Origin of the sequence: Streptomyces regalis (genome assembly GCF_001509475.1) — a bacterium.
In the GTDB taxonomy this organism is placed as follows: domain Bacteria; phylum Actinomycetota; class Actinomycetes; order Streptomycetales; family Streptomycetaceae; genus Streptomyces; species Streptomyces regalis.
In genome coordinates, this window is record NZ_LLZG01000411.1 from 100078 (window position 1) to 123592 (window position 23515).

General features: G+C 72.5%; 21 protein-coding genes and 3 pseudogenes. 5 read left to right on the forward strand and 19 right to left on the reverse strand.

Features of this window, described 5'->3' with window-relative positions:
- Nucleotides 1-25 precede the first annotated feature (25 nt).
- From ADL12_RS45900 to ADL12_RS45940, 9 genes are all read right to left on the reverse strand, one after another.
- Complete coding sequence (locus ADL12_RS45900; protein WP_062714745.1) at nucleotides 26-1225, reverse strand: type III PLP-dependent enzyme; 1200 nt, start codon at nucleotides 1223-1225, stop codon at nucleotides 26-28.
- Entirely contained in the window at nucleotides 1222-3006 is a 1785-nt protein-coding gene (locus tag ADL12_RS45905) for an IucA/IucC family protein (RefSeq protein ID WP_079052644.1), read from the reverse strand. The genes ADL12_RS45900 and ADL12_RS45905 overlap by 4 nt, the downstream gene beginning before the upstream one ends.
- Complete coding sequence (locus tag ADL12_RS45910; RefSeq protein WP_062714747.1) at nucleotides 3006-4214, reverse strand: MFS transporter; 1209 nt, start codon at nucleotides 4212-4214, stop codon at nucleotides 3006-3008. The genes ADL12_RS45905 and ADL12_RS45910 overlap by 1 nt, the downstream gene beginning before the upstream one ends.
- Nucleotides 4211-5890: an IucA/IucC family protein gene (locus ADL12_RS45915; protein ID WP_062714749.1), complete on the reverse strand. Its 1680-nt coding sequence runs from the start codon at nucleotides 5888-5890 to the stop codon at nucleotides 4211-4213. The genes ADL12_RS45910 and ADL12_RS45915 overlap by 4 nt, the downstream gene beginning before the upstream one ends.
- The gene (locus tag ADL12_RS45920; RefSeq protein ID WP_062714751.1) at nucleotides 5887-7062 is read right to left on the reverse strand and encodes an ATP-grasp domain-containing protein; all 1176 of its coding nucleotides are present in this window, start codon (nucleotides 7060-7062) and stop codon (nucleotides 5887-5889) included. The genes ADL12_RS45915 and ADL12_RS45920 overlap by 4 nt, the downstream gene beginning before the upstream one ends.
- Nucleotides 7063-7151: 89 nt before the next feature.
- Complete coding sequence (locus ADL12_RS45925) at nucleotides 7152-8165, reverse strand: ABC transporter substrate-binding protein (RefSeq protein ID WP_062714944.1); 1014 nt, start codon at nucleotides 8163-8165, stop codon at nucleotides 7152-7154.
- A 33-nt stretch (nucleotides 8166-8198) separates the two neighbouring features.
- Complete coding sequence (locus ADL12_RS45930) at nucleotides 8199-9014, reverse strand: ABC transporter ATP-binding protein (protein ID WP_062714946.1); 816 nt, start codon at nucleotides 9012-9014, stop codon at nucleotides 8199-8201.
- A 44-nt stretch (nucleotides 9015-9058) separates the two neighbouring features.
- Complete coding sequence (locus tag ADL12_RS45935) at nucleotides 9059-10108, reverse strand: FecCD family ABC transporter permease (protein WP_062714753.1); 1050 nt, start codon at nucleotides 10106-10108, stop codon at nucleotides 9059-9061.
- Nucleotides 10105-11097, reverse strand: coding sequence for a FecCD family ABC transporter permease (locus ADL12_RS45940; protein ID WP_062714754.1), 993 nt, complete (start codon nucleotides 11095-11097; stop codon nucleotides 10105-10107). The genes ADL12_RS45935 and ADL12_RS45940 overlap by 4 nt, the downstream gene beginning before the upstream one ends.
- A gap of 210 nt (nucleotides 11098-11307) precedes the next feature.
- On the opposite strand from ADL12_RS45940, the gene ADL12_RS45945 reads away from it, so the two are divergent.
- Entirely contained in the window at nucleotides 11308-12153 is an 846-nt protein-coding gene (locus ADL12_RS45945; protein WP_062714756.1) for a (2Fe-2S)-binding protein, read from the forward strand.
- Nucleotides 12154-12179: 26 nt separating this feature from the next.
- Here the strand turns inward: ADL12_RS45945 and ADL12_RS45950 are convergent, their stop codons facing one another.
- The 6 genes and pseudogenes from ADL12_RS45950 to ADL12_RS45965 form a co-directional block, all read right to left on the reverse strand.
- Entirely contained in the window at nucleotides 12180-13934 is a 1755-nt protein-coding gene (locus tag ADL12_RS45950) for an ABC transporter ATP-binding protein (protein ID WP_062714757.1), read from the reverse strand.
- A gap of 140 nt (nucleotides 13935-14074) precedes the next feature.
- Nucleotides 14075-14752: an acyltransferase domain-containing protein gene (locus tag ADL12_RS57515; protein WP_244188294.1), complete on the reverse strand. Its 678-nt coding sequence runs from the start codon at nucleotides 14750-14752 to the stop codon at nucleotides 14075-14077.
- Nucleotides 14753-14789: 37 nt separating this feature from the next.
- Nucleotides 14790-15137: pseudogene (locus ADL12_RS58220) on the reverse strand (LOG family protein); the annotation flags it as partial.
- Nucleotides 15020-16246: pseudogene (locus tag ADL12_RS45960) on the reverse strand (FAD-binding protein); the annotation flags it as partial. The pseudogenes ADL12_RS58220 and ADL12_RS45960, both read right to left, overlap by 118 nt.
- Complete coding sequence (locus tag ADL12_RS57525) at nucleotides 16188-16442, reverse strand: hypothetical protein (protein ID WP_244188289.1); 255 nt, start codon at nucleotides 16440-16442, stop codon at nucleotides 16188-16190. The gene ADL12_RS57525 and the pseudogene ADL12_RS45960, both read right to left, overlap by 59 nt.
- Nucleotides 16439-17209, reverse strand: coding sequence for an isopentenyl transferase family protein (locus tag ADL12_RS45965; protein ID WP_062714761.1), 771 nt, complete (start codon nucleotides 17207-17209; stop codon nucleotides 16439-16441). The genes ADL12_RS57525 and ADL12_RS45965 overlap by 4 nt, the downstream gene beginning before the upstream one ends.
- A 255-nt stretch (nucleotides 17210-17464) precedes the next feature.
- On the opposite strand from ADL12_RS45965, the gene ADL12_RS45970 reads away from it, so the two are divergent.
- Nucleotides 17465-18058, forward strand: a complete 594-nt coding sequence (locus tag ADL12_RS45970; protein WP_107120206.1) for a transketolase — start codon at nucleotides 17465-17467, stop codon at nucleotides 18056-18058.
- Here the strand turns inward: ADL12_RS45970 and ADL12_RS45975 are convergent.
- Nucleotides 18051-18647: a rhodanese-like domain-containing protein gene (locus ADL12_RS45975; protein ID WP_062714763.1), complete on the reverse strand. Its 597-nt coding sequence runs from the start codon at nucleotides 18645-18647 to the stop codon at nucleotides 18051-18053. The genes ADL12_RS45970 and ADL12_RS45975 overlap by 8 nt on opposite strands.
- Before the next feature lie 74 nt (nucleotides 18648-18721).
- On the opposite strand from ADL12_RS45975, the gene ADL12_RS45980 reads away from it, so the two are divergent.
- The gene (locus ADL12_RS45980) at nucleotides 18722-19009 is read left to right on the forward strand and encodes a metal-sensitive transcriptional regulator (protein ID WP_030051803.1); all 288 of its coding nucleotides are present in this window, start codon (nucleotides 18722-18724) and stop codon (nucleotides 19007-19009) included.
- Between the two features lie 63 nt (nucleotides 19010-19072).
- On the opposite strand, the gene ADL12_RS45985 is transcribed toward ADL12_RS45980, so the two are convergent.
- The 3 genes and pseudogenes from ADL12_RS45985 to ADL12_RS45990 form a co-directional block, all read right to left on the reverse strand.
- Entirely contained in the window at nucleotides 19073-19822 is a 750-nt protein-coding gene (locus ADL12_RS45985) for a sulfite exporter TauE/SafE family protein (RefSeq protein ID WP_062714949.1), read from the reverse strand.
- Nucleotides 19819-20163: a rhodanese-like domain-containing protein gene (locus ADL12_RS58225; protein ID WP_341846413.1), complete on the reverse strand. Its 345-nt coding sequence runs from the start codon at nucleotides 20161-20163 to the stop codon at nucleotides 19819-19821. The genes ADL12_RS45985 and ADL12_RS58225 overlap by 4 nt, the downstream gene beginning before the upstream one ends.
- A pseudogene (locus ADL12_RS45990) lies at nucleotides 20161-21546 on the reverse strand (MBL fold metallo-hydrolase); the annotation flags it as partial. The gene ADL12_RS58225 and the pseudogene ADL12_RS45990, both read right to left, overlap by 3 nt.
- Before the next feature lie 211 nt (nucleotides 21547-21757).
- Between ADL12_RS45990 and ADL12_RS45995 the strand changes: the two are divergent.
- Complete coding sequence (locus ADL12_RS45995; protein WP_062714768.1) at nucleotides 21758-22846, forward strand: S-(hydroxymethyl)mycothiol dehydrogenase; 1089 nt, start codon at nucleotides 21758-21760, stop codon at nucleotides 22844-22846.
- A complete protein-coding gene (locus ADL12_RS46000) occupies nucleotides 22846-23475 on the forward strand; it encodes an MBL fold metallo-hydrolase (protein ID WP_062714769.1) in 630 nt (209 codons plus the stop codon). The genes ADL12_RS45995 and ADL12_RS46000 overlap by 1 nt, the downstream gene beginning before the upstream one ends.
- Nucleotides 23476-23515: the final 40 nt, after the last annotated feature.

Below are 23515 nucleotides of genomic sequence, written 5' to 3' on the forward strand. Positions count from 1 at the left end.
GTGCGTGCGGAGAGTGACGTGCCGACTACCCTGCGGCGCTCAGGAAATGGAAGCCCGGCCTGGGGTGCATCAGGAAGTCGTGGTGGGAGATGTTCCAGGCGTAGGCCCCCGCCAGCGAGAACGCCACCCGGTCCCCGGCCCTGAGCCCGGACGCGGGCACATGGCGGGCCAGCACGTCCTTCGGTGTGCACAGCTGGCCGGCCAGGGTGACCCGCTCGCCCTCGGCGGCAGGGCGCGGCCACGGATGCGGCCAGGTGTCCACCGGCAGTACGGCAGCGGGCTGGTCGTGTCCCTTGGTCGCCGGGGTCCGCAGATGATGCGTGCCGCCCCGCACGACGCCGAACTCCTCGCCGTGACTGCGCTTCACGTCCAGTACTTCGGTGGCGTACCAGCCGCAGTACGCCGTCAGCGCCCGGCCCGGTTCGATGCGCAGCGTCAGCTCCGGGTGCTCCTCGCTCAGCCGGGCGAGCCCCTTGCCGTACGCGGCCCAGTCGAAGCGGCGCTCCGGGTCGGCGTAGTCGACGTGCATGCCGCCGCCGACGTTCACCTCGGCGAGCGGCACGCCCAAGCCGGTCGCCCAGGTCACGATCGACTCCGCGACCGCGACCTGCTCGGCCGCCTCCAGGCCGCTGGCCAAGTGGGCGTGGATGCCGCGCAGTTCGAGGTTCGGATACGTCCCGTCGGTGAGGGCACGTACGGCCTCGACGGCCTGGGCCGGGTCCATACCGAACGGTGTCGGACGCCCGCCCATGGCCAGCGAGCTGCCCGCCAACGACCCGTCCGCCACCGGCAGGTTGACCCGGAGCAGCACCGCCACCCGGCGACCCGGAGCGTACGTCCGGGCCAACTCGGCCAGCATGCGCAGCTCGTACGCGCTCTCGACGTGGAAGCGCTCGACTCCCGTCTCCAGCGCGGCCGTCACCTCGTCCGGCGTCTTGCCGGGGCCGCCGAAGGCGAGCGGGCGGCCCGGCACCGCCCCCGCGACATGGGCGAGTTCGCCGCCGGAGGAGACCTCGTAGCCGTCGACGTACGGACCGAGCGCGGCGAGGATCTCCGGCTCCGGGTTGGCCTTGGCGGCGTAGTACAGCTCGACCCGCTCGGGCAGGGCCTCCCGCACGGCGGCGGCGTGCGTGCGCAGGGCCGTCAAGTCGTAGACGTAGGCGGGAAGTTCGCCGGACGGCAGGGACAGGACGCGGTCGCGGACCGCGGGTGTGGGCTCGGTCATCGGGCAGCACTTCCGCTCGTGTCGCGCAGGATGTCCTCGGCGAGGGGGGACGGCAACCGGACGTAACCGGCCTCACGGTCGGCCTTGCGCTCCCAGCGGGTGAGCAGGTTGGCCTTGGCGGGCAGCGGCACCCCGGCCAGCAGGGCGGCGAGCCGGGGCGGGCAGCCGTCCCGGTCGGCATATGTGCGGAGAGTTTCCCGCACCCGCGCCCACAGCGCCGCCTCCACCTGCGGGTGCAGGTCGGCGAGCGCGGCGAGCAGCTCGGCGATGTGGTTGACCAGCAGGCAGTAGACGACCCGGTCCCAGCCGCGCTGTGCGTCGTATGTCATCGGAGCCGCGACCTCGGGCGGCAGCGCGGCGAGGGTGTCCTCGTGGTGGTCGGGGACGAGCTTGGTGCCCTCCAGGTCGCGGAAGAGGACCTGGGCGGGCATGCCGTCGCCGTCGACGCAGATCAGGACGTTCTGCAGGTGCGGTTCCAGGACGAGGCCGTGGTCGAAGTAGGCGGACATGACCGGCGGGACGAGCAGGTCGAGGTAGGCCGACCACCAGTCGAGGGCGGTGCGGGCGTCCGCGCCCTGAAGGAGGCGGGAGATGTGCGCAGCGCCGGTCGGGTACTCGTCGGCCACCGCCGCCGCCAGCAGGGGAGTGGTGCCCGGTGCGAGGCGCTGCGGCAGGCCTTCGCGGACGATGACGCCGAAGCCCTCGAACAGTGCGCGGTCCGGCGTGCCGTCCGGGCCGGCCAGGGCGAGCGTACGGTAGGCGGGCTCGCGGAGCACCGCGCTGCCGGGGAAGCGCTCGGCCAGGTCGGCCAGCGCCGGGGCCAGGACGCGGGTGAGGGCGACGGCGCCCGACAGCTCGTAAGTGCTGTTCTTGCGCAGGCAGTTGGTGATCCGCACGTTCAGGCTGAACTTCAGGAACGTCTCGCCGTCGTACAAGGTGCGCACCGATGCGGTCGCGGCGAAGGGCTGTCCGCCCGGGCCGAGGTCGAGGACGTCGCCGCGGTCGAGGGCCGCGCGCAGCAACGGGTGCTCGCGGAGCGTCTCGTACTGCCAGGGGTGGGCGGGCAGCAGACGGTAGCCCTCGGGGACGTCCGTGCGCTGCCGGTCCAGCGGAGCGACGGCCGAGGGCTCGACGTACTCCTCGGCGATCAGGTCGGCGCGCACGGCGAGGTGGCGCAGCGGGAAGGCGGCCCCGACCTCGGGGGCGTACGCGGACCAGGCGCGCGGGTCGCCGGTGCGGGCCTTGGGCGTGGGGTGGAAGCGGTGGCCGAACAGGAGGGACTGCTCGGAGGCGAGATAGGCCGCGAGAGGGGCGAGCCGGGCGTCCGAGGGCGAAGCCGCTCGCCTGCCGGCCAGCGAAGTCGCCACGGCCTCGTGGCTGGAGGCGATCTGCTCCAGGAACTCCTCGTTGCGCACGCCCGTACGCAGCGACAGCTCGTCGTGCGTGTACGCGGCGAGACGCCGCCAGTCCACCTCCGCCCAGTCGCCGTCGCGCTGTTCGCTCACCGGGCCGGTGAACCGGTGCGCCCCGAGGAGTGAGGACCGGCGCAGGGCGACACGCAGGAGGGCCCCGCGGCGGGGCAGGCGCAACAGCAGATTGCCGTCCGTGACGACCGTCTGGTGTTCGGGGCCGGACACCTCGCGCAGCAGACAGTTGAGCAGGGTGTGGGCCACCGCTTCGTCCGCGGTGGGCAAATCGGCGGGGGCGACGGGAGTACCGCCCTGTTCGAGGGGCGTCGAGAGCTTGGGAGAGCTCCCGAGGGAGTCGGTCAGGGAGGGCATCAGCGGCTCCGGCGGGTGCGGTGGTGCAGTGTGGGGAACAGGGAGGGCAAGGCAGCCGCGACGACGGTGACGGCTGCAGCGGCGCCGCCGATCAGCACGGGTGCGGCCGGTCCGAAGCGGGCGCTGCCCGCGGCCGCGGCCACGCCGGCGGCGACCGCGCCGGCCTTGGAGAAGAACTCCAGCGTGCCGAACATCCCGCCCGGCGCACGGCCCCTGGCGCAGTCGGCGGCCAGCACCGACAGACACACCAGACCGAGGGTGAGCCCCGCGCCGAGCAGCAGCCGTACGGCGATCAGTGTGGTCAGGGAATCGGCGACCCCGTGCCCGGCGAGCCCGAGCGCGATACAGGCGAAGCCGAGCGCGATCCCGGCCCGCGGGCGGCTGCGGAACGCGGCGTGCACCGCCAGCGCCGCCACCAGATAGACCAGGTGGGGCAGGGCGAACAGCACACCGGACAGCGCCGGGGAGGTTCCCGGGAGCCGGTCGTCGACGAGCGCGATCAGATAGGGGAAGGAGATGACGGTGGAGAACACGAAGGCGAACTCCAGCGCGTACAGCGTTCTGAGCGAGACCACCGGAGGCGTGTCGCCGGCTGTCTCGCGCTTGGTTTCACGCTGCTCGACGGGCTCGGGTTCGGGCAGCGCCGCGAGCAACAGGGCGGCCGTGAGCGGCAGCACGGCGAGCAGGGCGTACTGCCGGTGCGGGGAGAGCCAGCCGGACAGCGAGCCGACCACGATCGGCGCGACCACCAGCGCGGCCCGGGCGCTTCCCTGCATCAGCGTGAGCGCCCTGGACAGCGCCGGGCCCTCCAGAGCGGCGCCCAGATAGCCGTTGGACGCGGCGAACGTGCCGCCCAGGATGCCCTGGAGCACCAGCGCCACCGTGAACGTGGCCAGCGAGTCCGCCCAGCCCGCGAGCAGGAAGGACACGGCGAGTCCCAACTGGGCGCGCAGCAACAGCCGTTTGCGGCCGAACCGGTCCGCGAGCCGTCCCCACAGCGGGGCGCCGAGCGCACCGAACACGGTCGGCACGATGTAGAGCACGCCCGCCCAGCGGGCGCCGTGGTCGCCCAGCTCCGGCAGGATCTCGGTGAGATACGGCGGCAGGCCGAGCGCTGCGAACGACGCCACGAAGTAGCAGCCGGCCACCGCTTGCACGTGCCCGCGTCCGAACCCGGTGCGCGGCATGCGCAGAGTCTGCACGGTCATGCCGAACCACCGCCGGGCAGAAGGTAGTTGGGGCCGGTCGTGTAGTGCTTGTTGACGTCGGCGGCGCCCGAACGCTCCTTGGACAGCAGTGTCCCGGCCGTCACCATCGCCTTCACCGGCAGCCGCGCCGCGTCCAGCACACGGGCGCGCAGGACGGCCCCGGCGTCGTCGCCGAGCCGGTCCACCGCCTGCGTCAGCCGGTCACGGATGAGGTCGAGCAGGGCCAGGCGGTGCTCGGTGAGCCCGAACGCGTAGGACCCCGCGCACAGATGGACGGTGATGGTGGCGAACACGTCGGCGACCGGCCCGTCGTCCGTACAGAAGGTCCGCGCGTCGTCGAAGCCCCAGGGCCCGGGGAGCACGGCGTCGAGTCGCTCGGTGTTGATGCGCGGGCCGTCGTTGTCCTTGAACAGCAGCCGCAGATCCCCCGGGCGCAGCACCACAGAGACGTTCTGCTGGTGCGACTCCAGCGCGATGCCGTACCCGAACAGCGTGGTCTGCCAGTCGAACAGCAGCGTCAGGAGGGCGTCCAGCAGGGCGAGCGGGTCGCCGCCGTAGAAGCGGTCGGCGAGGTGGCCGACGACCGGCTGCCCGTCGGGCGCCTCGGCGAGCAGGGCCGCCAGCGGTACGACCACCGAGTCGTCGAGCCCGGCCGGGTAGCGGCGGCACAGCACCGCCAGCAGCTCGTGACCGGCGTGCGCGTACGTCGTCTCGTCGGCGTGCAGGATCGTGTCCCGGAAGCGGGGCTCCCGGGCGATCACCGCTTCCACAAGCCGCTGCCCCGCGGCGCCGTCGACCAGCGTGCCCGGCTTGATCGTCCGCTTGTTGCGCAGGCCCAACGTCGCGGTCGCCAGGGGGAGTTTGAGGTGCAGGGAGGGATCCGCGACGGTGGCGACGGTACGCATCGACAGGGTCGGTACGACGTCCAGGTGGGCGCGGTCGGCGAGCATCGCGCCGTCCGGGAGACCGGCAGCCGTCAGGGCCTCGACGGTCAACGGATGGACGGGCAGGGCCACATGGGTGTCCCGCACCTCGGGCAGACCGAGCGTCGCGGGCGTGGGCCAGGACTGCGGGAGGGCACCGGCCAGGGTGACCGACTCCCGGGGCACGGCGAGCCACCGCAGCGCGAAACGCGGATGGAACTCCGGGGCGTACGCGCGCAGTTGCTCCTCCGTCAGCCCGGAGCGGCTGCGCGCGGTCGGATAGACAGGATGGTCGATGCGGGCGGCGAGGGTCTCGTACGTCAGGGTGCCGCCGAGGCCGGTCCAGTTCCCGAGCTTGTCCACGACCTCCGTCCGCGTCGCGGCGTGCAGCCGCATCGTTTCCAGCGTCTGCCGGCACTCCTCGGCGAACGCGTCGAAGCCGCCCTGGTCCTCCGGCTCGGCCAGCGCACGCAGCGCGCTCAGCACGGCGTCGTACGACGTCAGCTCGGCACCGTCCGACTCGCGCAGGAGGAGCGGCAGCCGGGCAACGTACTCGCACTGGTAGCCGTCCTCGGCGACGGGCAGCAGCAGGGCGTCGTCGCTTCCGGCGGCCAGCCGTATCCAGGGGCCGTCCGGCCGCTGCGTCAGCGTGCCCTGCGTGCGCAGCCCGACCACGTCCTCGCGCAGCAGGGCGCTGAGCACCCGCGTCAGCAGCTCCGCCTCGCAGGTGTCCGTCAGGGGCGGCGCCGTCACGGCTGGATCTCCCAGTGCCGCTCGGCCAGGAAGTCGGCCACCACCCGGTCCACGGTCGGCTGGTCGGTGCCGGTGGCCCGCAGGACGCCGAGGTAGTCACGGTTGGTCCCGTACAGCTCGTGCCGGTCGCCCACCGCACGCAGGGGACGGTATGTCAGGTGCACGCCGTCGACGTCGAGGTCCGTGGCCTCGGGGGCGCCGATCAGGGTGCCGGCGCGGTCGGCGCACGGGTACTCCAGGCGAGCCGCGCCGTCGCGGCGGGCGCCCAGGTCGGCCGGGAGGCGCTCGCCCAGATGGGTGTGCAGGATGTGCTCGAAGAGCGGGATCTCCAGCAGCCGGGCCAGCAGCAGATCGCACTGGTCGCCGATGGCACGGTAGTTGACCTCGATGATCCGCGCCCGCCCGTCGTGCACCACGAACTCGGTGTGACAGGCCCCGAACCCGACGCCCAGCGCGTCGAGTTGCGCCAGGACCTGCTCGACGACCGGCTGCGGGTGGGCGGGGACGAAGGTGAGCCGTTCCTCGATGAAGTACGGCGGCGGCGACAGCTCGGTGTGGAAGCCGCCCAGCACATGGCGGACGCTGCCGTCGCCGAGGGTCTCCAGGGTGAACAGGTCGCCCGGGAGGTACTCCTCGACGACCAGGACGGCACCCGGGCGGCGCTCCAGGATCTCCTTGGTGCGCGTCACCAGTTCTTCGGGGCCGTCGACGAGGACGACGTCCTCGCTGGCCACGCCCTCACGCGGCTTGACCACACAGGGGTACGGCGCGCCGTCGGGCGCGACCGGTTCGGTCAGCTCGGCCGACCACACGGTGTCCACGCCGGCCGCGGCGAGCCGGCGGCGCATCTCGGCCTTGTCCTTGCAGCGCAGGGTGGCCCGCCAGTCCTTGCCGGGGAGGTCGAAGTAGGCGGCGGCCAGGGCGGCCTGGGTCTGCAGGTGGTCGCTGTTGGTGAGGACGGCGTCGGGCCGGTGGTGCGTCGAGATCCGGGTGATCACGGCTCGGAAGTCACGGACGTCGCACTGCAGGATCTCGACGTCCGGGTAGACGCGGCGGTGGGCCTCGGGCTGGTCGGTGAGGACGGTGACGTCCAGTCCGAGCCGGGCCGCGGCGGGCAGGAAGCCCTCGGTGACGGAGTCGGTCGGATTGAGCGCGAGCAGGTACAGGCGCATGGCAGAGGAACAACTTCCGCTAGCGGGTGGGGGGTGGGGGCGGGCCGGTCCGGTCCGGGCGAGCGGCCCGCCCCCGTGAACAGCGGCGGTTACTTCGCCGGGAGCTCCACGCCGGTGGCCTTCGCCACGTCCTTGAGCATCTCCTCGGCGGCCTGGACGCCGATGCCGGACATCCACGTCTCGTCCGGCACCTCGAAGACCTTGCCGTCCTTCACGGCCGGGAGGTCCTTCCACACCGGGTTGGAGACGACCTGCTTCTTCTGCGTCTTGTCCTCGGCGTCGGCGGCCGTGACGAAGATCAGGTCGGCGTCGGCCTGGTCGATCTCCTCGGGGCTGACGTCCTTCATCGTGACCTCGGGGTCGCTGGAGATCTGCGACTTGGGCCGCTGGAAGCCGATGTCGTTCAGGACGACACCGCTGTAGGAGTTGGTCTGGTACAGGCGGGTCGGACCGGCGATGAAGCGGACCACGGACACGGTCGGCATCTTGCCGCCGTCCTTCTTCTTGATGGCCGCACCGAGCGCCTTGGCCTGCGTCTCGTACGCCTTCAGCTTGGCCGCGGCCTCAGTCTCCAGACCCAGCGCCTCGGCGTGGACCTTGAGGTTCTCCTTCCAGACACCGCCGGTGGTCTCGGTGAAGACGGTCGGGGCGATGGCGCTGAGCTTGTCGTAGACCTTCTCGTGCCGGACCTTGGACGACAGGATCAGCTCGGGCTTCAGCGAGGCGATCTTCTCCAGGTTCGGCTCCAGGAGCGGGCCGACGTCGACGGTGTTCTTGAGCTCGCCGTCCAGGTACGTCGGGAAACCGCCCTCGGTCTTGAAGTGCGGGGCGACCGCGCCGACCGGGTCGATGCCGAGCAGGGTGACGTCGTCCAGCTCACCGGTGTCGAGCACGACGACCCGCTTCGGCTGGGTCGGGATCTTCACGTCGCCCATCACGGTCTTGAGCGTGCGCGGGAACGCGGAACTGTCGCCCGCGGCCTTGGCCGTGTCGGTCTTGTCGGAGGAGTCCTCGCTGCCACAGGCGGCCAGAACGGCCGTGCCGAGCAGGACGGAGAGCAGCACGGCGATGAGCCGGCCGATTCCGCGCAGGGGAGAGCGCATGAACAATGGGGTCTTTCTGTGAGTGGGGACTGATCAGGCGGTCGCGGCGATATGCCGCACCACGCTGCTCTTGGGGATGACCAGCGGGGTGCCGGTCTCCGGGTCGGGAATCACCCGGCAGTCGACCTCGAACACGGACTTGACCAGCTCCGCGTCGAGGACGTCGGCCGGTGCGCCGGCGGCGGCGAGACGGCCGTCCTTGAGGACCACCATGTGGTCCGCGTAACGGGCGGCCTGACCGAGGTCGTGCAGCACCATCACCACGGTGCGGCCCGCCTCGGCGTGCAGGGCGGCGACCAGGTCGAGGACGTCGAGCTGGTGCCGCAGATCGAGGAAGGTGGTCGGTTCGTCGAGCAGGAGCAGCTCGGTGTCCTGCGCCAACGCCAATGCGATCCAGGCGCGTTGCCGCTGACCGCCCGAGAGCTGGTCCACGGGGTGGTCGCGCAGGGCGGCGGTGCCGGTGCGCTCCAGGGCCTCCTCGACGGCCTTCTGGTCGGCGGCCGACCAGGGGCTGAGCAGCCGCTGGTGCGGATAACGGCCCAGGCGGACCAGCGCCTCCACCGTGATCGCCTCCGGCGTCACCGGCTGCTGCGGGAGCAGACCCATCCGGCGGGCCAGTGTCCGCGCGGACATGCCGTGGATGTCGGCACCGTCGAGTGTGACGGTGCCGGCGGCCGGGGCGAGCAGCCGGCTCAGGCCCCTCAACAGGGTCGACTTCCCACAGGCGTTGGGGCCGACGATCGCGGTGACCGCACCTCCGGGCAGGGTCAGGTCGAGGCCGCCGACCACGACCCGGTCGCCGTAGCGCAGATCGAGGCCCTGCGTGGAGAGCTGGTTGGACGTGGTCATGTGCGGCTCCTGCGGACCGGTGGGGAGTTCGTTGCGTACGCCGGTCATCCGTGACTCCTGTGGACGGGCGAGCTCTGGCGCAGCATCAGCACCAGCAGCCAGGGCGCGCCGAGCGTGGCGGTGACCGCGCCGACCGGCAGCCCCTCGATCGGCAGCAGGTGCTGTACCACCAGGTCGGAGGCGAGCAGCAGCACCGCCCCGGTGAGTCCGGCCAGCGCCAGCGAGGCGGCGGTCGGCGGCCCGGTGACGAACCGCACGATGTGCGGCACGGCGAGCGCCACGAAGGTCACGGGCCCGGCGAGCGCGGCGGCCAGCGACGCCAACGCGACGGCAATGAAGAGCAGTTGGAGCCGAGCCGAGGACGTACGGAGGCCGAGCGCGCCCGCCGAGTCGTCGCCGAGGTCGAGCACAGCGAGCCTGCGATGCATCACGAGTGCGGTGGCGAACGCGAGCACCATGGCGGCGCTTGCCTCCCACACCTCCGTCCAGGTCCGCCCGTACACCGAGCCGGTGATCCACTGCAGCGCCGAGCCGGCGAGCTCGGCCGGGAAGCGCACGACCATCAGGTTCACCGCGGCGGCCAGACCCGCCTGCACGGCGAGCCCGGTGAGCACCAGCCGGGTGACCGCGAGCCCGGAACGCCAGGCGAACACGCCGAGCAGCAGCGCGGCGAGCAGCCCACCGCCCAGTGCCCCGACGGGGATCAGCGCCTGCGAGGCCCCGGCCGCGATCAGCGCGACCGCGCCCAGCGACGCGCCGCCGGTCACGCCCATGACATCGGGTGACGCGAGCGGATTGCGGAACAGGCGCTGCAGCACCAGGCCCGCCGCGCCCAGCCCGGCACCGGCGACGATCGCCGCGACCGACCGGGGCGCCCGGAACTGCTGCACCACCAGCACGTCCCCCGGATCCCCGAGCCCGACCAGCGCACGCAGCGCGGTGCCGGCGGGCATCGGAATCTCACCCGTCGTCAGGGAGACGGTGAGCAGCACGAACAGGAGGGCCAGGCCGGTCGTGGCGAACGCCAGGACGCGGCGCCGGACCCGGGCACGGGAGGCGGGCTTCGTCCGCACGGACACGACCGCGGCGCTCATCGGGCCACCCTCCGCGCCAGCAGCGCCAGCAGCGGCGCACCCAGGAACGCCGTCACGATGCCGACCTCCAACTCCGAGGGGCGGATCACCATCCGGCCGAGCACATCGGCCGCGAGCAGCAGCAGGGGCCCCGCGATCAGACAGCCGGGCACCAGCACCCGGTGGTCGCCGCCGAGCAGCGGCCGTACGAGATGGGGCGCGGCGAGTCCGATGAAGGCGAGGGGACCGGCCACCGCCACCGCCGACCCGGCGAGCAGGACGACCGCGATGCCGCCGGCCAGGCGGATCCGGGCCACCGGAACGCCGAGCGCCTGGGCCGAATCGTCGCCCAGGGCAAGGGCGTTGAGGGCGGGGGAGACGGCCAGAGCCACCACCAGCCCGAGCACCAGGGTGGGCAGCACCGGCCAGAGCACGTCGAGGGTGCGGCCGGACAGCGATCCGGCCAGCCAGAAGCGTGCCTCGTCCAGCGTGCGCTGGTTCATCAGCATCACCGCCGACGTCCAGGACAGCAGCACGAGTTGGAGCACGGTGCCGCCCAATGCCAGCCGTACGGGGTCGATGTCTCCGGCGCGGCGGGCGAGGGCCTGTGCGAACAGGGCGGCGCCGGCCGCTCCGGCGAACGCGAACCACACGTACTGGGCAGGGCTGTTGAGCTTCAGCGCGAAGATGGCGACGACGACTGCGAAGCCGGCGCCCGCGTTGATGCCGAGCGTGGTCGGCGAGGCGAGCGGGTTGCGGGTGATGCCCTGGGCGACGGCTCCGGCGACCCCGAGAGCGGCTCCGACGGCGAGCCCGATGACGGTGCGCGGCAGGCGCAGCCCGGTCACCACGAGGGCGTCGCGTCCATGGGCGTCGCCGAACAGCGCGTCCGTCACTGTGGACAGGGGCACCGAACGGGCGCCGAGGGCGAGACTCAGGGCGGTGCAGAGGGCCAGGGCTCCGATGCCGATGAGGAAGAGCGGTATGTGCCTCAGGGCACGGAAGGACACACCTGTGGGGGGTGCGCCCTGTTGGGTCGCAGTCACAAGCGGTGAGATTAGGTTAGCCTTCCTTTAGATTTCAAGCCACTGTGAGTCCGCTGTGACATGCGCAATAGATGATCGTTGCGCCTTGCCCTTCCTGGCAGTTTTCATGTGATCATGGATGTAAGGTAAGCCTTGCCTAGCTGGCTTCCGTTGAAACCTCTCACAGGAGCGCCGATGCCCGTGGCCCTGAAGACCCCGCCGGTCGGCGCCGTCGCGCGCACGCTCGGTGACGTCTACGGGCGCCTGGCGGACATGTGCGAAGTCCTGTCCGTGCGCGTCGCGGAGCCCGGCACCGAGCGGGCCCCGGCGGGGGTGAGCGCGGCGGAGCTGACGAAGGACCAGTCCTTGCTGAACGCCTTCGTCGAGGCCGAGGCGGCCCGTATCCAGGAGCGCCACGGGACGGTGCCGCGCCGGCACGTCGCCGCCTCGCGCGCGCTGCACGACTACGCCTGGTCCGTCTCGCTGTTGATGAGCGGGGCCTGGTACCTGGAGCACCGGGTGCCCCGGATCCGGCCCGAGGACCTGTGGCTGGACCTCGCCACGGCCGAGTTCACGCTCGTTCCCGGCGTCGATCTGACCTGCCTGGCCGACGACCCTGCCGGGGCGCTCCCGGGAGTGGTGACGGTTCCTCATGAAGAGGCGTTGCGCGCCGAGTTGAGGGGCGCGGTCGCCGAGCACATGGAGCCGCTCCTGACCGCGATCGGCCCCACCGCACGACGTGGCTCACGCGCCTTGTGGGGCATGGTCGCCGACGACCTGGTCTCCGGCATCTGGTACCTCGGCCGGACCCTCGGCCGCGAGGACGACGCCGTACGGGCGGCCACCGAACTGCTGCCGAAGAGCCTGGCCCCGTACCCGGCGGGCGCCGACTTCCGCCACCTGACGACCGAGGACGGGCACCGGCACCCGACGCGCACCCGTACCGGCTGCTGCATGTTCTACACGATCCGCCCCGACGAGGCGTGCGCCACCTGCCCCCGCACCTGCGACGCGGAACGGCTGCGCCGACTGCAGGGCTGAAAGCGGTCTGCAGGGCTGAAAGCGGCTCAGCCGGCCGTCGCCAGGAACTGCGTCGCCGCGAGCTCCGCGTAGAGCGGATCGGCCGCCACGAGTTCCCGGTGGGTACCCACCGCGCGCACCCGGCCCGCGTCCATCACCACGATCCGGTCGGCCATCGTCACCGTGGACAGCCGGTGCGCGACGACCAGAACCGTGGTCGTACGGGCGACGTCGGCGACGGTGTCGCGCAGCGCCGCCTCGTTCACCGCGTCGAGTTGCGAGGTGGCCTCGTCGAGGAGCAGCAGGCGGGGGCGGCGCAGCAGGGCGCGGGCGATGGCCACGCGCTGGCGTTCGCCGCCGGAGAGCTTGGTGCCCCGGTGACCGACGAGCGTGTCGAGACCGGCGGGCAGCCGGGAGACCAGGCCGTCGAGGCGCGTCGTCTTCAGCACGCGCGCGAGGGCGTCGTCGTCCGCGTCCGGGTTGCCCAGCAGCAGGTTGTCCCGCAGCGAGCCGGACAACACCGGGGCGTCCTGCTCCACATAGCCGATCGCGGAACGCAGTTGGGGCAGCTCCCAGTCGGCGAGGTCCCGCCCGTCGAGCGTGATGGTCCCGCCCTCGGGGTCGTAGAACCGCTCGATGAGGGAGAACACGGTCGTCTTGCCCGCCCCGGACGGGCCGACGAAGGCCGTCATGCCCTGGGCCGGCACGGCGAACGTCACCCCGTGGTGGACGTACGGCAGATCGTCGGCGTACCGGAAGCGCACGTCCTCGAACGCGACCGCGGCCGGCTCCGCCCCGGCGGTGGGCAACGGCGTGGGCGCGGCGGCCGGTTCGGCGGGCAGCCGCAGCGCCTCCTGGATGCGGGCGAGCGCCGCCGAGCCCGTCTGGTACTGCGTGATCGCACCGACCACCTGCTGGATCGGCGACATCAGATAGAAGACGTACAGCAGGAAGGCGACCAGCGTGCCGACGTCGATCGCCCCGGTCGCCACCCGTGCCCCGCCCACCGCGAGCACCGTGATGAAGGCGATCTGCATGGAGAGTCCGGCCGTGTTGCCCGCCGCCGCCGACCACTTGGCGGCCCGCACGCTCTGCCGCCACGACTCCTCGGCGGCCTCGTGCAGCGTCCGTTCCTCCCGGTGCTCGGCGCCCGACGCCTTCACCGTGCGCAGCGCGCCGAGGATCCGCTCCAGCGAGGCCCCCATCACCCCGACCGCGTCCTGCGCCTGCCGACTGGCCCGGTTGATGCGCGGCACGATCACACCGAGGATCGTCCCGGCGCCCAGGACCACGGCGAGCGTGACCGCGAGCAGCACCGGATCCACCAGGCCCATCATCGCCACCGTCGCCAGCAGCGTCAGCCCTCCGGTGCCGAGTCCCACCAGCGAGTCGGTCGTGACCTCGCGCAGCAGCGTCGTGTCCGAGGTGATGCGGGCCATCAGATCGCCCGGCTCACTGCGGTCCACGGCGGTGATGCGCAGCCGCAGCAGATACGACGACAGGGCGCGCCGCGCGCCGAGCACCACCGACTCGGCGGTGCGCCGCAGCACATACGAACCCAGCGCGCCCACCCCGGCGTTGGCGACCACCAGCCCGGACATGATCAGCAGCGCGCCGGTGATGGTCCGGTCGTGGGAGAGGTCGTCGATCAGCTCCCGCGCCACCAGCGGCAGCAGCAGCCCGGTGGCCCCCGTGACCAGCGAGAGCACGGCGCCCGCCAGCAGGGCCCACCGGTGCGGGCGTACGTAGCCCAGAAGCAGCCGCCAGGTGGGCGGGGCGGTATCGGTCGCTGCGATGCTCACGGGGCTCCTCAGGAGTCGTACGGAGCCTTCAGGCTACGTCGGCTCCCGCCCGCGGAGCCTGCCAGTTTCGTGCCACGGCGACCGCCAGGGGCCGCCGCGCGCCGTCGGGCAGGCAGTCCTCCAGCATGCCGGTCAGGACGTCACCGGGCCCGAGCTCGACGCAGACCGTCACGCCGTCGCGGTGCGGCCGGCAGGCGCGAGGCGCGCAGGTCGAGCGACTCCAGTGCGCGGCGGTAGTCGTCCAGCAGGGCGTCGAAATGGGGGGAGTGGGGTGCCACGTCCAGGCGGAGCGGATGCGTACGGCGACCTCGCGCCGCCCACTCCGCACAGATCCGCCGCACCGCCGCACGGTCTCCCGACACGACCACCGACCGTGGCCCGTTGACCGCCGCGATCACCGCCCCCGGCCCCGGGTTCAGCTCCCCGGGGGACGCCTCCACGGCCGCCATGAACCCCGTCTTCGGCAGCGCGCCCGCGAGCCGTGCCGGCGTGCCGACCGCGCGACAGGCGTCCGGCAGCGAGAGCACCCCCGCCGTGTGCGCGGCGGCCATGTGCCCGGCCGAGTACCCGAACAACACGTCCGGGCGCACCCCTTGGCTCTCCAGCAGCCGGTACTGCGCGATCTGCAGCGCGAAGACCGCCGGATACCCGAACGCGATCCGGTCGAGCAGAGCGGCCGTGGGCGTCCCGGCCTCGGCGAACATCACGTCCCGCAATGGCACTTCGACGTAGGGATCGAGCAGCGCGCACACCTCGTCGAGCACGTCGGCGAACACCGAGGACGCGGCGTGGAGCCACCACCTCCTCGACCGACGCACACACGACGATCCGCTCCAGGTCCCCGGGATGCAGGAAGCCCTCGTCCCGCGCGTGTTCCAGGAAGGACAGCAAAGGGCGGTAGAAACCGGACGGGTCGAGGAGGAGACGCGGTTTGCGGTGGATCTGCAGCTGCGCCCAGGACAGCACTTCCAGCAGCTCCTCCGCCGTGCCCAGCCCGTGTGAGTGATCTCGTACGGCAGCATCAGGCGCGGAACGACTCCGGTCACCGCCCCGCCGGCGGCCGGCGCCCCGTCCGCGACCGCCCCCATGAGACCGGTGCGCGCACCGCCGTAGACCAGCCGCAGGCCCGACCCGGCCAGCGCGCGGCCGAGTTCGGCGGCGGTGCGCAGATGGCCGGGGCTGTGGCCGGGGGAGGCACCGCACAAGACGGTCACCGCGGTCATGTCCACAGGCCGTACCCCCCCGGTCAGGATGTAGTGCGGGTCGTGCAGGTCCTTGGCGCGGACGAGATCGGGCCAGACGGGGCCGAAGTGGGCGCGCCAGTCCCCGGGCGACATCGGCAGCGCGCCGATCGGGTGGAGCACGCCGCCGACGGCCCTGGCCCGCTCGTACAGCGCCCGGTTGGCGGCGACCAGACGCCGTACGACGTCCGGGGCGGCGGGCGGTGCCGTGCGCATCAGGGCGAGCAGGCAGAGGAGTTCGCCCGCGGGCCTGCGCAGCAGCGGGGCGTGGAGCGTGCGGCCCGTCAGGGGGCGCAGCCGGACCGTGCCGCAGAAGCGCAGGCCCTGCTGGGCGCCCTCGGCGAGCACGTCCGGGACGAACGAGCCCGCGGTCTCCTCCGGCAGCAGCAGGGTGAGCCAGGGGTGCGGGCGGTCCCACTCGCCCGTGGCGCGCAGCAGCCGCTCGTCGCGGTCCAGGCGGTGCACATACTCGGCGAACGACAGGTCCGCGATCTCCTCGGTGTCCCGGTGGTGGTCCAGGCCGCCGATCGACAGCTCGTCGTCGGCGGGCGGTCCGCCGTCGTGCGGCACCTCCGCCTCGATCATGTAGCGCCAGCGCCAGCGCCCGCCGAGCGCCGGCCGTGCCTGCCCCGCCACATGGCTGAAGCGGCTGTCGCGGGCCAGGCGCCGCTGATCGGTGAGGTAGGTGCCCGGGGCGTCGTGATAGAGGCGGTAACGGCGCACATGGGTCGGCGCGGGCACCAGGGCGAGCGTGGCGCGGACGATGAGGGCGCACTGGCCGAGCCCCGCCAGGACCGCGCGGAAGAGCTCCGGACGCCGGTCGGGGGCGCAGACCAGCCGCTCACCGGTGCCGGTGACGACCTCCAACTCCCGTACCCAGTCGGCCACCGGACCGTACCGATGGCTGGAGCCGCCGAAACCGCCGGTGCTCAGCAGCCCGCCGACGCTGCCGCCCAGGTGGTCGGGCAGCACCGGTGGTGTGAGCCCCGCGGCGAACGCGGCCCGTACGACGTCACGCCACAGCGCGCCGGCCCCGGCGGTCAGCGTCCGCTCCGCCGGCGCACAGCGCACCTGCGCCGCGCGCGGAGACCGGCAGCCCGTGCGGCCCGGCGAAGGAGATGAGTTCCTGCACGTCGGCGGCGGAGCGGGCCGTGAGGACGCCGAGCGGACTGGAGCCGACGATATGGCGGAAATCGGTGCAGGCCTCTTTCGCTTCGGACTTCACCCTGGACTTCACCCTGGACTTCATCCCGGACGCGCCCGTCACGCCACACGCTCCAGGGTGTCCAAGTCGAATGCGGGGGCTCTCGTGGAGTTCGAGAAGATTTCGGCGAACACGCGATGTTGGAGAATTCCGTGTTCCGCATGCCGCTCGGCGATGAGAGCGGCGATCCGGTGCAGGATGTGTTCGGGAATTTCCTGTTTGTCGATGGCCGTCGCATCGTATGAGTACTTCGCGCAGCATTCGAGCACGGCCTCGAATCCGTTGACGGACGCGGCCAGTCGCCGCTGCCGCGGATCGTGCCAGAGCACGGCCAACTCCTGGAGCAGCCCCGGGCCGCAGACGCCCGGCGTGAGCATCGCGTGGGCCCGGCGGGTGAGGTTCGCGAGGTACACGTCGTACGCGGGCAGCGGAAGGAGACGGACCGTCGCTCGCCAGGCGAGCTGCGGTCCACGGGCGCACAGCACCCGCAACAGCGAGATCGAGCCGCCCTCGATGATCACCAGCCGGTGTCGGGCGGCGAGCCGCTCCACCAGCTCGACGAGCGCGTCCGCGGCCTCCGTCGCGGACAGGTCCCCGTCGGCGAACGTCCGGTCCCCGAGCCAGTGTCGGCGCACGCCCGGCACGTCGGCCCCCGCGCGGGCGCTCGTCGTGGCGAGGTCGGTGAAGCACTGCACGCGGTCGGCGACGACGATCGGGGCGCCGGTCACCCGGGCCGGCTCGGTGGCCGCGGCGCTCTTGCCGACCCAGGTCGGCCCCGCGATCAGATGGACGAACGGACGGACCGTGGGAGACGTTGCGTGCTCGACCATGGCGTGATGTCCCCTTCCGCTTCGGGTACGGGAAAGACCACTGCCAAGTTACGCGGCACGGCCTGTGGGAACACCCAGCGGAAAGCCCGGACCGGGCAAAGAGACTGCCACATTCCTGTGGGCTTGTTAAAAGTTCAAGCGGGCCTCGTTGGAAGAAGTAATTTCGGGGAATCCAGGGTCATGTGAGTGGCCGTCGCATTGTTTCTCAACGAATTCATGACGCGTCGCAGGAACCCGTCCCCAGGAGGACTCGCCGTGCACCCCGACATGCTGCAGGCCGTCGCCGAATCCCTGCTCACCACCCGCCCCGACGGGCCCGCCGGACGCGGCACCGTCCTCGTCGGCTACCGCGCCGTGGAGGAACTCGCCCGGTTCGCCGGCGACCCGCGCTGGAGCGTCCACGTCCCCGGCCATCCGGACGAGGTACGCCATGCGATCGGGCGCGCCGTGCGGCGCGGCGAGCGCGCGTACGTACATCTCTCCGGAGGGTCCAACGCCGAACCGCGCTGCCCGACAGAGGGCTTCGAACTCGTCCGGGAAGGGTTCGACGGCGTCGTCCTCGCGGTCGGCGCCGCCCTCGACCCCGTACTGCGCGCCACGGCCGGCCTCGACCTGGCCGTGCTCTACGCGGCCACCGTCCGACCCTTCGACGAGGTCGGCCTGCGGACGGCCGTGCTGGCCGCCGACCACGCGGACGTCGTGCTCGTCGAGCCCGGACTGCCCGGCCTCTCGGCCCGGCACGTCGCCGAGACCCTGGTGCACGTACCGCACCGGCTGCTGCCCCTGGGCGGCGCGGACGGCCTGGACGAGGACGTCCTCGCCCGGGCCGTCCGGGACTTCCTCAGATGACCGGCGCCTCCCCACGCCGACCGAGCGTGGTCAGGCTTGCCTCGAGGTCCGCGGGGCGCGGGCGGTTGTGTGGCAGCTTCGACAGCAGTACGGCCATGCCGCAGGTGTTGGTGAGCGCCGAGAAGACGAGGCCGCCTGCGATGCCGGCGGACAGCAACTGCCAGGCCGGGTGCAGGAGCCCGAGACCGAGACCGGCCAGGACGACCGTGCCCGCCGTGAAACGGACCTGGCGCTCCATGGACCAGGTGGCGCGCGAACTCCCCGTCGGCCGGTGCAGTTCGTGCCCGCGCTGCGCCCAGCCCTGGGTGCCGCCCGTCAACGTCATGGCCCGAATGCCGTGCTCGGCGAGGACCCGGCAGGCGTTCTCCGAGCGTGCCCCGGAGGCGCACACCACCAGGAGCTGCTCGTCGGGGAGTCGGCGCAGGGCCGACAGGGCGCTCTCGAGCCGGTCCAGGGGGATGTTCAGGGCGTCGGGCACATGACCCGTGGCGTACTCGCCCGGCGTGCGGACGTCGATGACGGTCAGGCCGGGCAGGCGGGAGCGGGCCTCGTCGATGTCGAGGGCGAGGGGGCCGTGGGGTGCGGTCATGGGAAATGAGATCCTTTCCGAGGAGGAGGTAAAATACCCCCAAGGGTATGTGGTGGGGTAGTAGGGGAGTGATCGTGGAGCTGCAGTTCGAGGGCGATGACCTCAAGTCCGTGCTGAACCGGCTGCGCCGGGCGCAGGGGCAGATCTCCGGTGTGATCAAGATGATCGAGGAGGGCCGTGACTGCGAGGACGTCGTCACCCAGCTGGCCGCCGCCTCCCGCGCCCTCGACCGGGCCGGCTTCGCGATCATCGCGACCGGGCTGCAGCAATGCCTCACCGACGCCGAGAAGGGCCGGAGCAACGGCGAGACGACGGAGCAGATGAAGGCGCGGCTGGAGAAGCTGTTCCTGTCGCTGGCGTAGGGGGCGGGCCCGGTTGCCACGGGGGCACCCGGGCCGGCATGGCTGTTGCCGTACGCCCGGTCGTCAGACGACGGCGTCGGCCAGCATGAACACGGCCACCGCCAGCAGGACGTGGGCGAAGATCCGCTGAAGCGTGCCGCCCGAGACCTTCCCGGCGAGACGCTTGCCGTCCCAAGCGCCGAGTATCGCGGCCGCGGCGAACGGTCCGACAGTGGTCCAGTCGAGGCTCACGGCCGAGCCGGCCCGGGCCGCCAGCGCGACCACCGAGTTGACGGAGATGACCAGCAGACTGGTGCCGACGGCGGCCCGCATGCGCAGCCCCACCACGTTCACCAGCGCCGGTACGGCAAGGAAGCCGCCGCCCACGCCGAGCACCCCGGTCACCGCACCGAGCCCCGCTCCGGCCCGGACGACCTGACCAGGACGCACCGGCACATCGTGGTGCCGTACGGTGGCCGACGGCCGGAGCATGCGCAGCGCGGCGAGCGCGGCGATCACCGCGAACGCCCCGGTGAGCAGGCCGGGAGGCAGCCGCCCGGACACCGCACCGCCGACCGCCGCCGGCAGCAGGCCCGCCCCGGCGAACAGCGCTCCGGCGCGCCAGCGCACCGTGCCGTCGCGGGCGTGCGCGGCGAGCGCGGTGGCGGAGGTGACGGCGACGACGACCAGGCTCGCGGTGGCCGCCGCGGCGGGCGTGAAGCCGAGCAGGTACATCAGCGCGGGCACGGCCAGCACACTGCCGCCACCCCCCAGCGCCCCTAGCGCGAGCCCGGTGACGCCGCCGGCGAGCAGACCGAGGACGAGGGCGCTCACCGGGGCCGGCCGGGGGTACACGCCCCCGGCTCCGCCACCACGGGAAGCCCCGCCTCGACCCAGGCCCGCATGCCGCCGACGACGTCCACGACGTCCGTGCCGCCGCGTGCCGTGAGCAGGGCCGCGGCCTCGCGTGAGCGCTTCCCGGAGCGGCAGATCGCGACGACCGGACGGCCCTGCGCGGCCTCCGGCAGCAGTTCCCCGGCCGTGAGCGAGGAGAGCGGCGCGAGTACGGCGCCCGGGGCGTGCCCCGTGGCCCACTCGTCGGGCTCGCGGACGTCCAGGAGGACGGCGTCCGAGCCTGCCCGCACTTCGGCCTCGGCCGCAGTGATGCGGGCCATGGGGAGCCCGGCGTCGCGTGCCGCGGCGAACCCGTCGTCGACGGCGACGACGTCGCGTCCCGCCGCGTCGAGCAGCGAGGCGGCGATGGCGGCCCGCATACCGCCGGCGCAGTGCACCCACACGGTGCCGTCCGGTATCTCCGGGAGACGGTCGCGCAGTTGGTGCAGCGGAATGTGCACCGAGCCGCTGATCCAGCCGGCGTCGCGCTCGGATGCGCGCCGCACGTCCAGGACCACGAGGCCGTCCTGTGGCGCCAGTTGGGCAGCGGCCGATTGGGCTGCGGCCAGTTCGGCGAAGGTGCCGCGCGGGAACGAGCGCGGCCACTCGCCGTGCCGTATCCAGTCGGCGGGGGAGCCGGTCGCGGCCGCGGCCGGTCGGTCGATGCCGACCCGGACGAGTTCCCGCTGGGCGTCGGCCAGTTCGGCCGGCGTCTCGGCGAGCAGGGTGACCGGCTTGCCCCACGGCAGCAGCCAGGCCAGATAGGTGGCGAGCTGCCCCTCGGCCGCGAAGTTGAGCGACCCGGCGACATGCCCTTCGGCGAAGGCGACCCGGTTGCGCAGATCCACCACCCACTCCCCGGCGGCCAGCCGTGCCGCGATCTCCTCGGCGTCGGCCGTGCGGGGCGGGGTCAGGTCCACCGGGGCCGGGCCCTGTGCGTTCGCCGGACCCATGTGCACGTAGTACGCGGGGATGTCGTCCAGCCCGGCGAGCAGGTCGGCGACGAATGCGTCGACGTCCTTCACCAGGGCCTCGTTCACGGCGCGCTCACGCCCGATCGTCGTCACCGCCCCACCCGCGGCCTGCGTGGCGGAGCAGAAGCTGCCGAAGCCGTGCGTCGGCAGGACCGCCGTCTCGTCCGGCAGCTCGTCGGCCAGCCGGTGCGCGGAGTCGTACTGCGCCCGCGCCAGCCGCCCCGTCAGCCCCGGTTCGACCAGGTCGGGCCGCCCGACCGTGCCGATGAGCAGGGAACCGCCGGTGAAGACGGCCACCGCGCGAGCGTTCTCCTGCGCAACCTCCTCCAGGACGTACGAGGTGTGGTGCGGGGTGTGCCCGGGAGTGGCCAGGGCGCGCAGCACCAGGCCGTCGTCGATCTCCGTACGGTCCCCGTCGGCGACCGGCACCCGCTCGTACCCGACCCGTGCGGCCGCCGGCACGAGATAGGCGGCGCCGGTGATCCGGGCCAGTTCCAGGCCGCCGGTCACGTAGTCGTTGTGGACGTGGGTCTCCACGACGTGGGTGATGCGCACGCCCCGCCGCGCGGCGGCTGCGATCACCCGGTCGATGTCCCTGGGCGGATCGACCACCGCGGCGCTGTGCGCACCGCCCGCCAGATAGCCGCGGTTGCCCAGTCCCGGCACCTCGATGGTGTCGACGAAGTACACGGCAGCACTCCTCTCCTGGTGAAGCCTGTGAACTCCCCCGGCAGGGAATTACCCCCGGGGGTATATGGACCACAGTAGCAGGGTACCCCGGGGGGTATTTTTGAGAGGTGGCCGGAAGCAGATGTGAACGCCCTGGCTCCGTGCCTTTACTGATCAGTCACGTCTAGGGTCACCAGTGGACGCAGAGCCGCCGAGCGAAGGGTGCAGCACCATGGCGCAGGAAGTACGGGGCGTGATCGCACCGGGCAAGGACGAGGCCGTGCGCGTGGAGACGATCGTCGTGCCGGACCCGGGGCCGGGAGAAGCCGTCGTCCAGGTGCAGGCCTGCGGGGTCTGTCACACCGACCTGCACTACAAACAGGGCGGCATCAGCGACGACTTCCCCTTCCTGCTGGGCCACGAGGCGGCCGGCGTGGTGGAGGCGGTCGGCGACGGCGTCACGGACGTGGCGCCCGGTGACTTCGTGATCCTCAACTGGCGTGCGGTGTGCGGAAACTGCCGGGCCTGTCTGCGCGGGCGGCCCTGGTACTGCTTCGACACCCACAACGCGACGCAGAAAATGACCCTGGCCTCGACCGGTCAGGAACTCTCCCCGGCGCTCGGTATCGGCGCCTTCGCGGAGAAGACGCTGGTCGCGGCCGGACAGTGCACCAAGGTCGACGCGGCGGTGGCCCCGCAGGTCGCCGGTCTGCTGGGCTGCGGAGTGATGGCCGGGATCGGTGCCGCGATCAACACCGGCAACGTCGGCCGGGGCGACACGGTCGCGGTGATCGGCTGCGGCGGCGTCGGGGACGCGGCGATCGCCGGATCGAACCTGGCGGGGGCGGCGAAGATCATCGCCGTGGACATCGACGACCGCAAGCTGGACAAGGCCCGCACGATGGGCGCCACCCACACCGTCAACTCGCGCGAGACCGACCCGGTCGAGGCGATCCGCGAGCTGACCGGCGGCTTCGGCGCGGACGTCGTCATCGAGGCGGTCGGCCGCCCGGAGACGTACAAGCAGGCCTTCTACGCCCGCGACCTCGCCGGCACGGTCGTCCTCGTCGGCGTACCGACCCCGGAGATGAAGCTGGAGCTGCTGCTGCTGGACGTCTTCGGCCGCGGCGGCGCGCTGAAGTCCTCCTGGTACGGCGACTGCCTGCCCTCCCGCGACTTCCCGATGCTGATCGACCTGCATCTGCAAGGCCGCCTGGACCTGGCGGCCTTCGTCACCGAGACCATCCAACTGGACGAGGTGGAGAAGGCGTTCGAGCGGATGCACCACGGCGACGTGCTGCGCTCGGTGGTGATGCTGTGATGGCCGCCCGCATCGAACGCCTCGTCACCTCCGGGCAGTTCACGCTCGACGGCGGCACCTGGGACGTCGAGAACAATGTGTGGATCGTCGGCGACGACCACGAGGTGATCGTCATCGACGCCGCCCATGACGCCGACGCCATCGCCGAGGCCGTCGGCGACCGGCGCCTCACCGCGATCGTGTGCACCCACGCCCACAACGACCACATCGACGCCGCGCCCGCCCTGGCCGACCGCACCGGCGCCACGATCTGGCTCCACCCCGACGACCTGCCGCTGTGGAAGCAGACCCACCCGGACCGCGACCCCGACGCCCACCTCGTGGACGGCCAGATCATCGAGGCGGCGGGCGCCGACCTGACGGTCATGCACACCCCGGGCCATGCGCCGGGCGCGGTCTGCCTGCACGACCCCGGCCTGGGCGTCGTCTTCACCGGCGACACCCTCTTCCAGGGCGGCCCCGGCGCCACCGGCCGCTCCTACTCCCACTTCCCCACGATCATCGACTCGATCCGCAGCCGCCTGCTCGCCCTTCCGCCCGAGACCAAGGTCCTGACCGGCCACGGCGACACGACCACCATCGGCGCGGAGATGCCCCACCTCCAGGAGTGGATCGACCGCGGCCACTGAGGCCCGAGGAAATGCTCAGGGGGCCGGAAACCACGGTCGG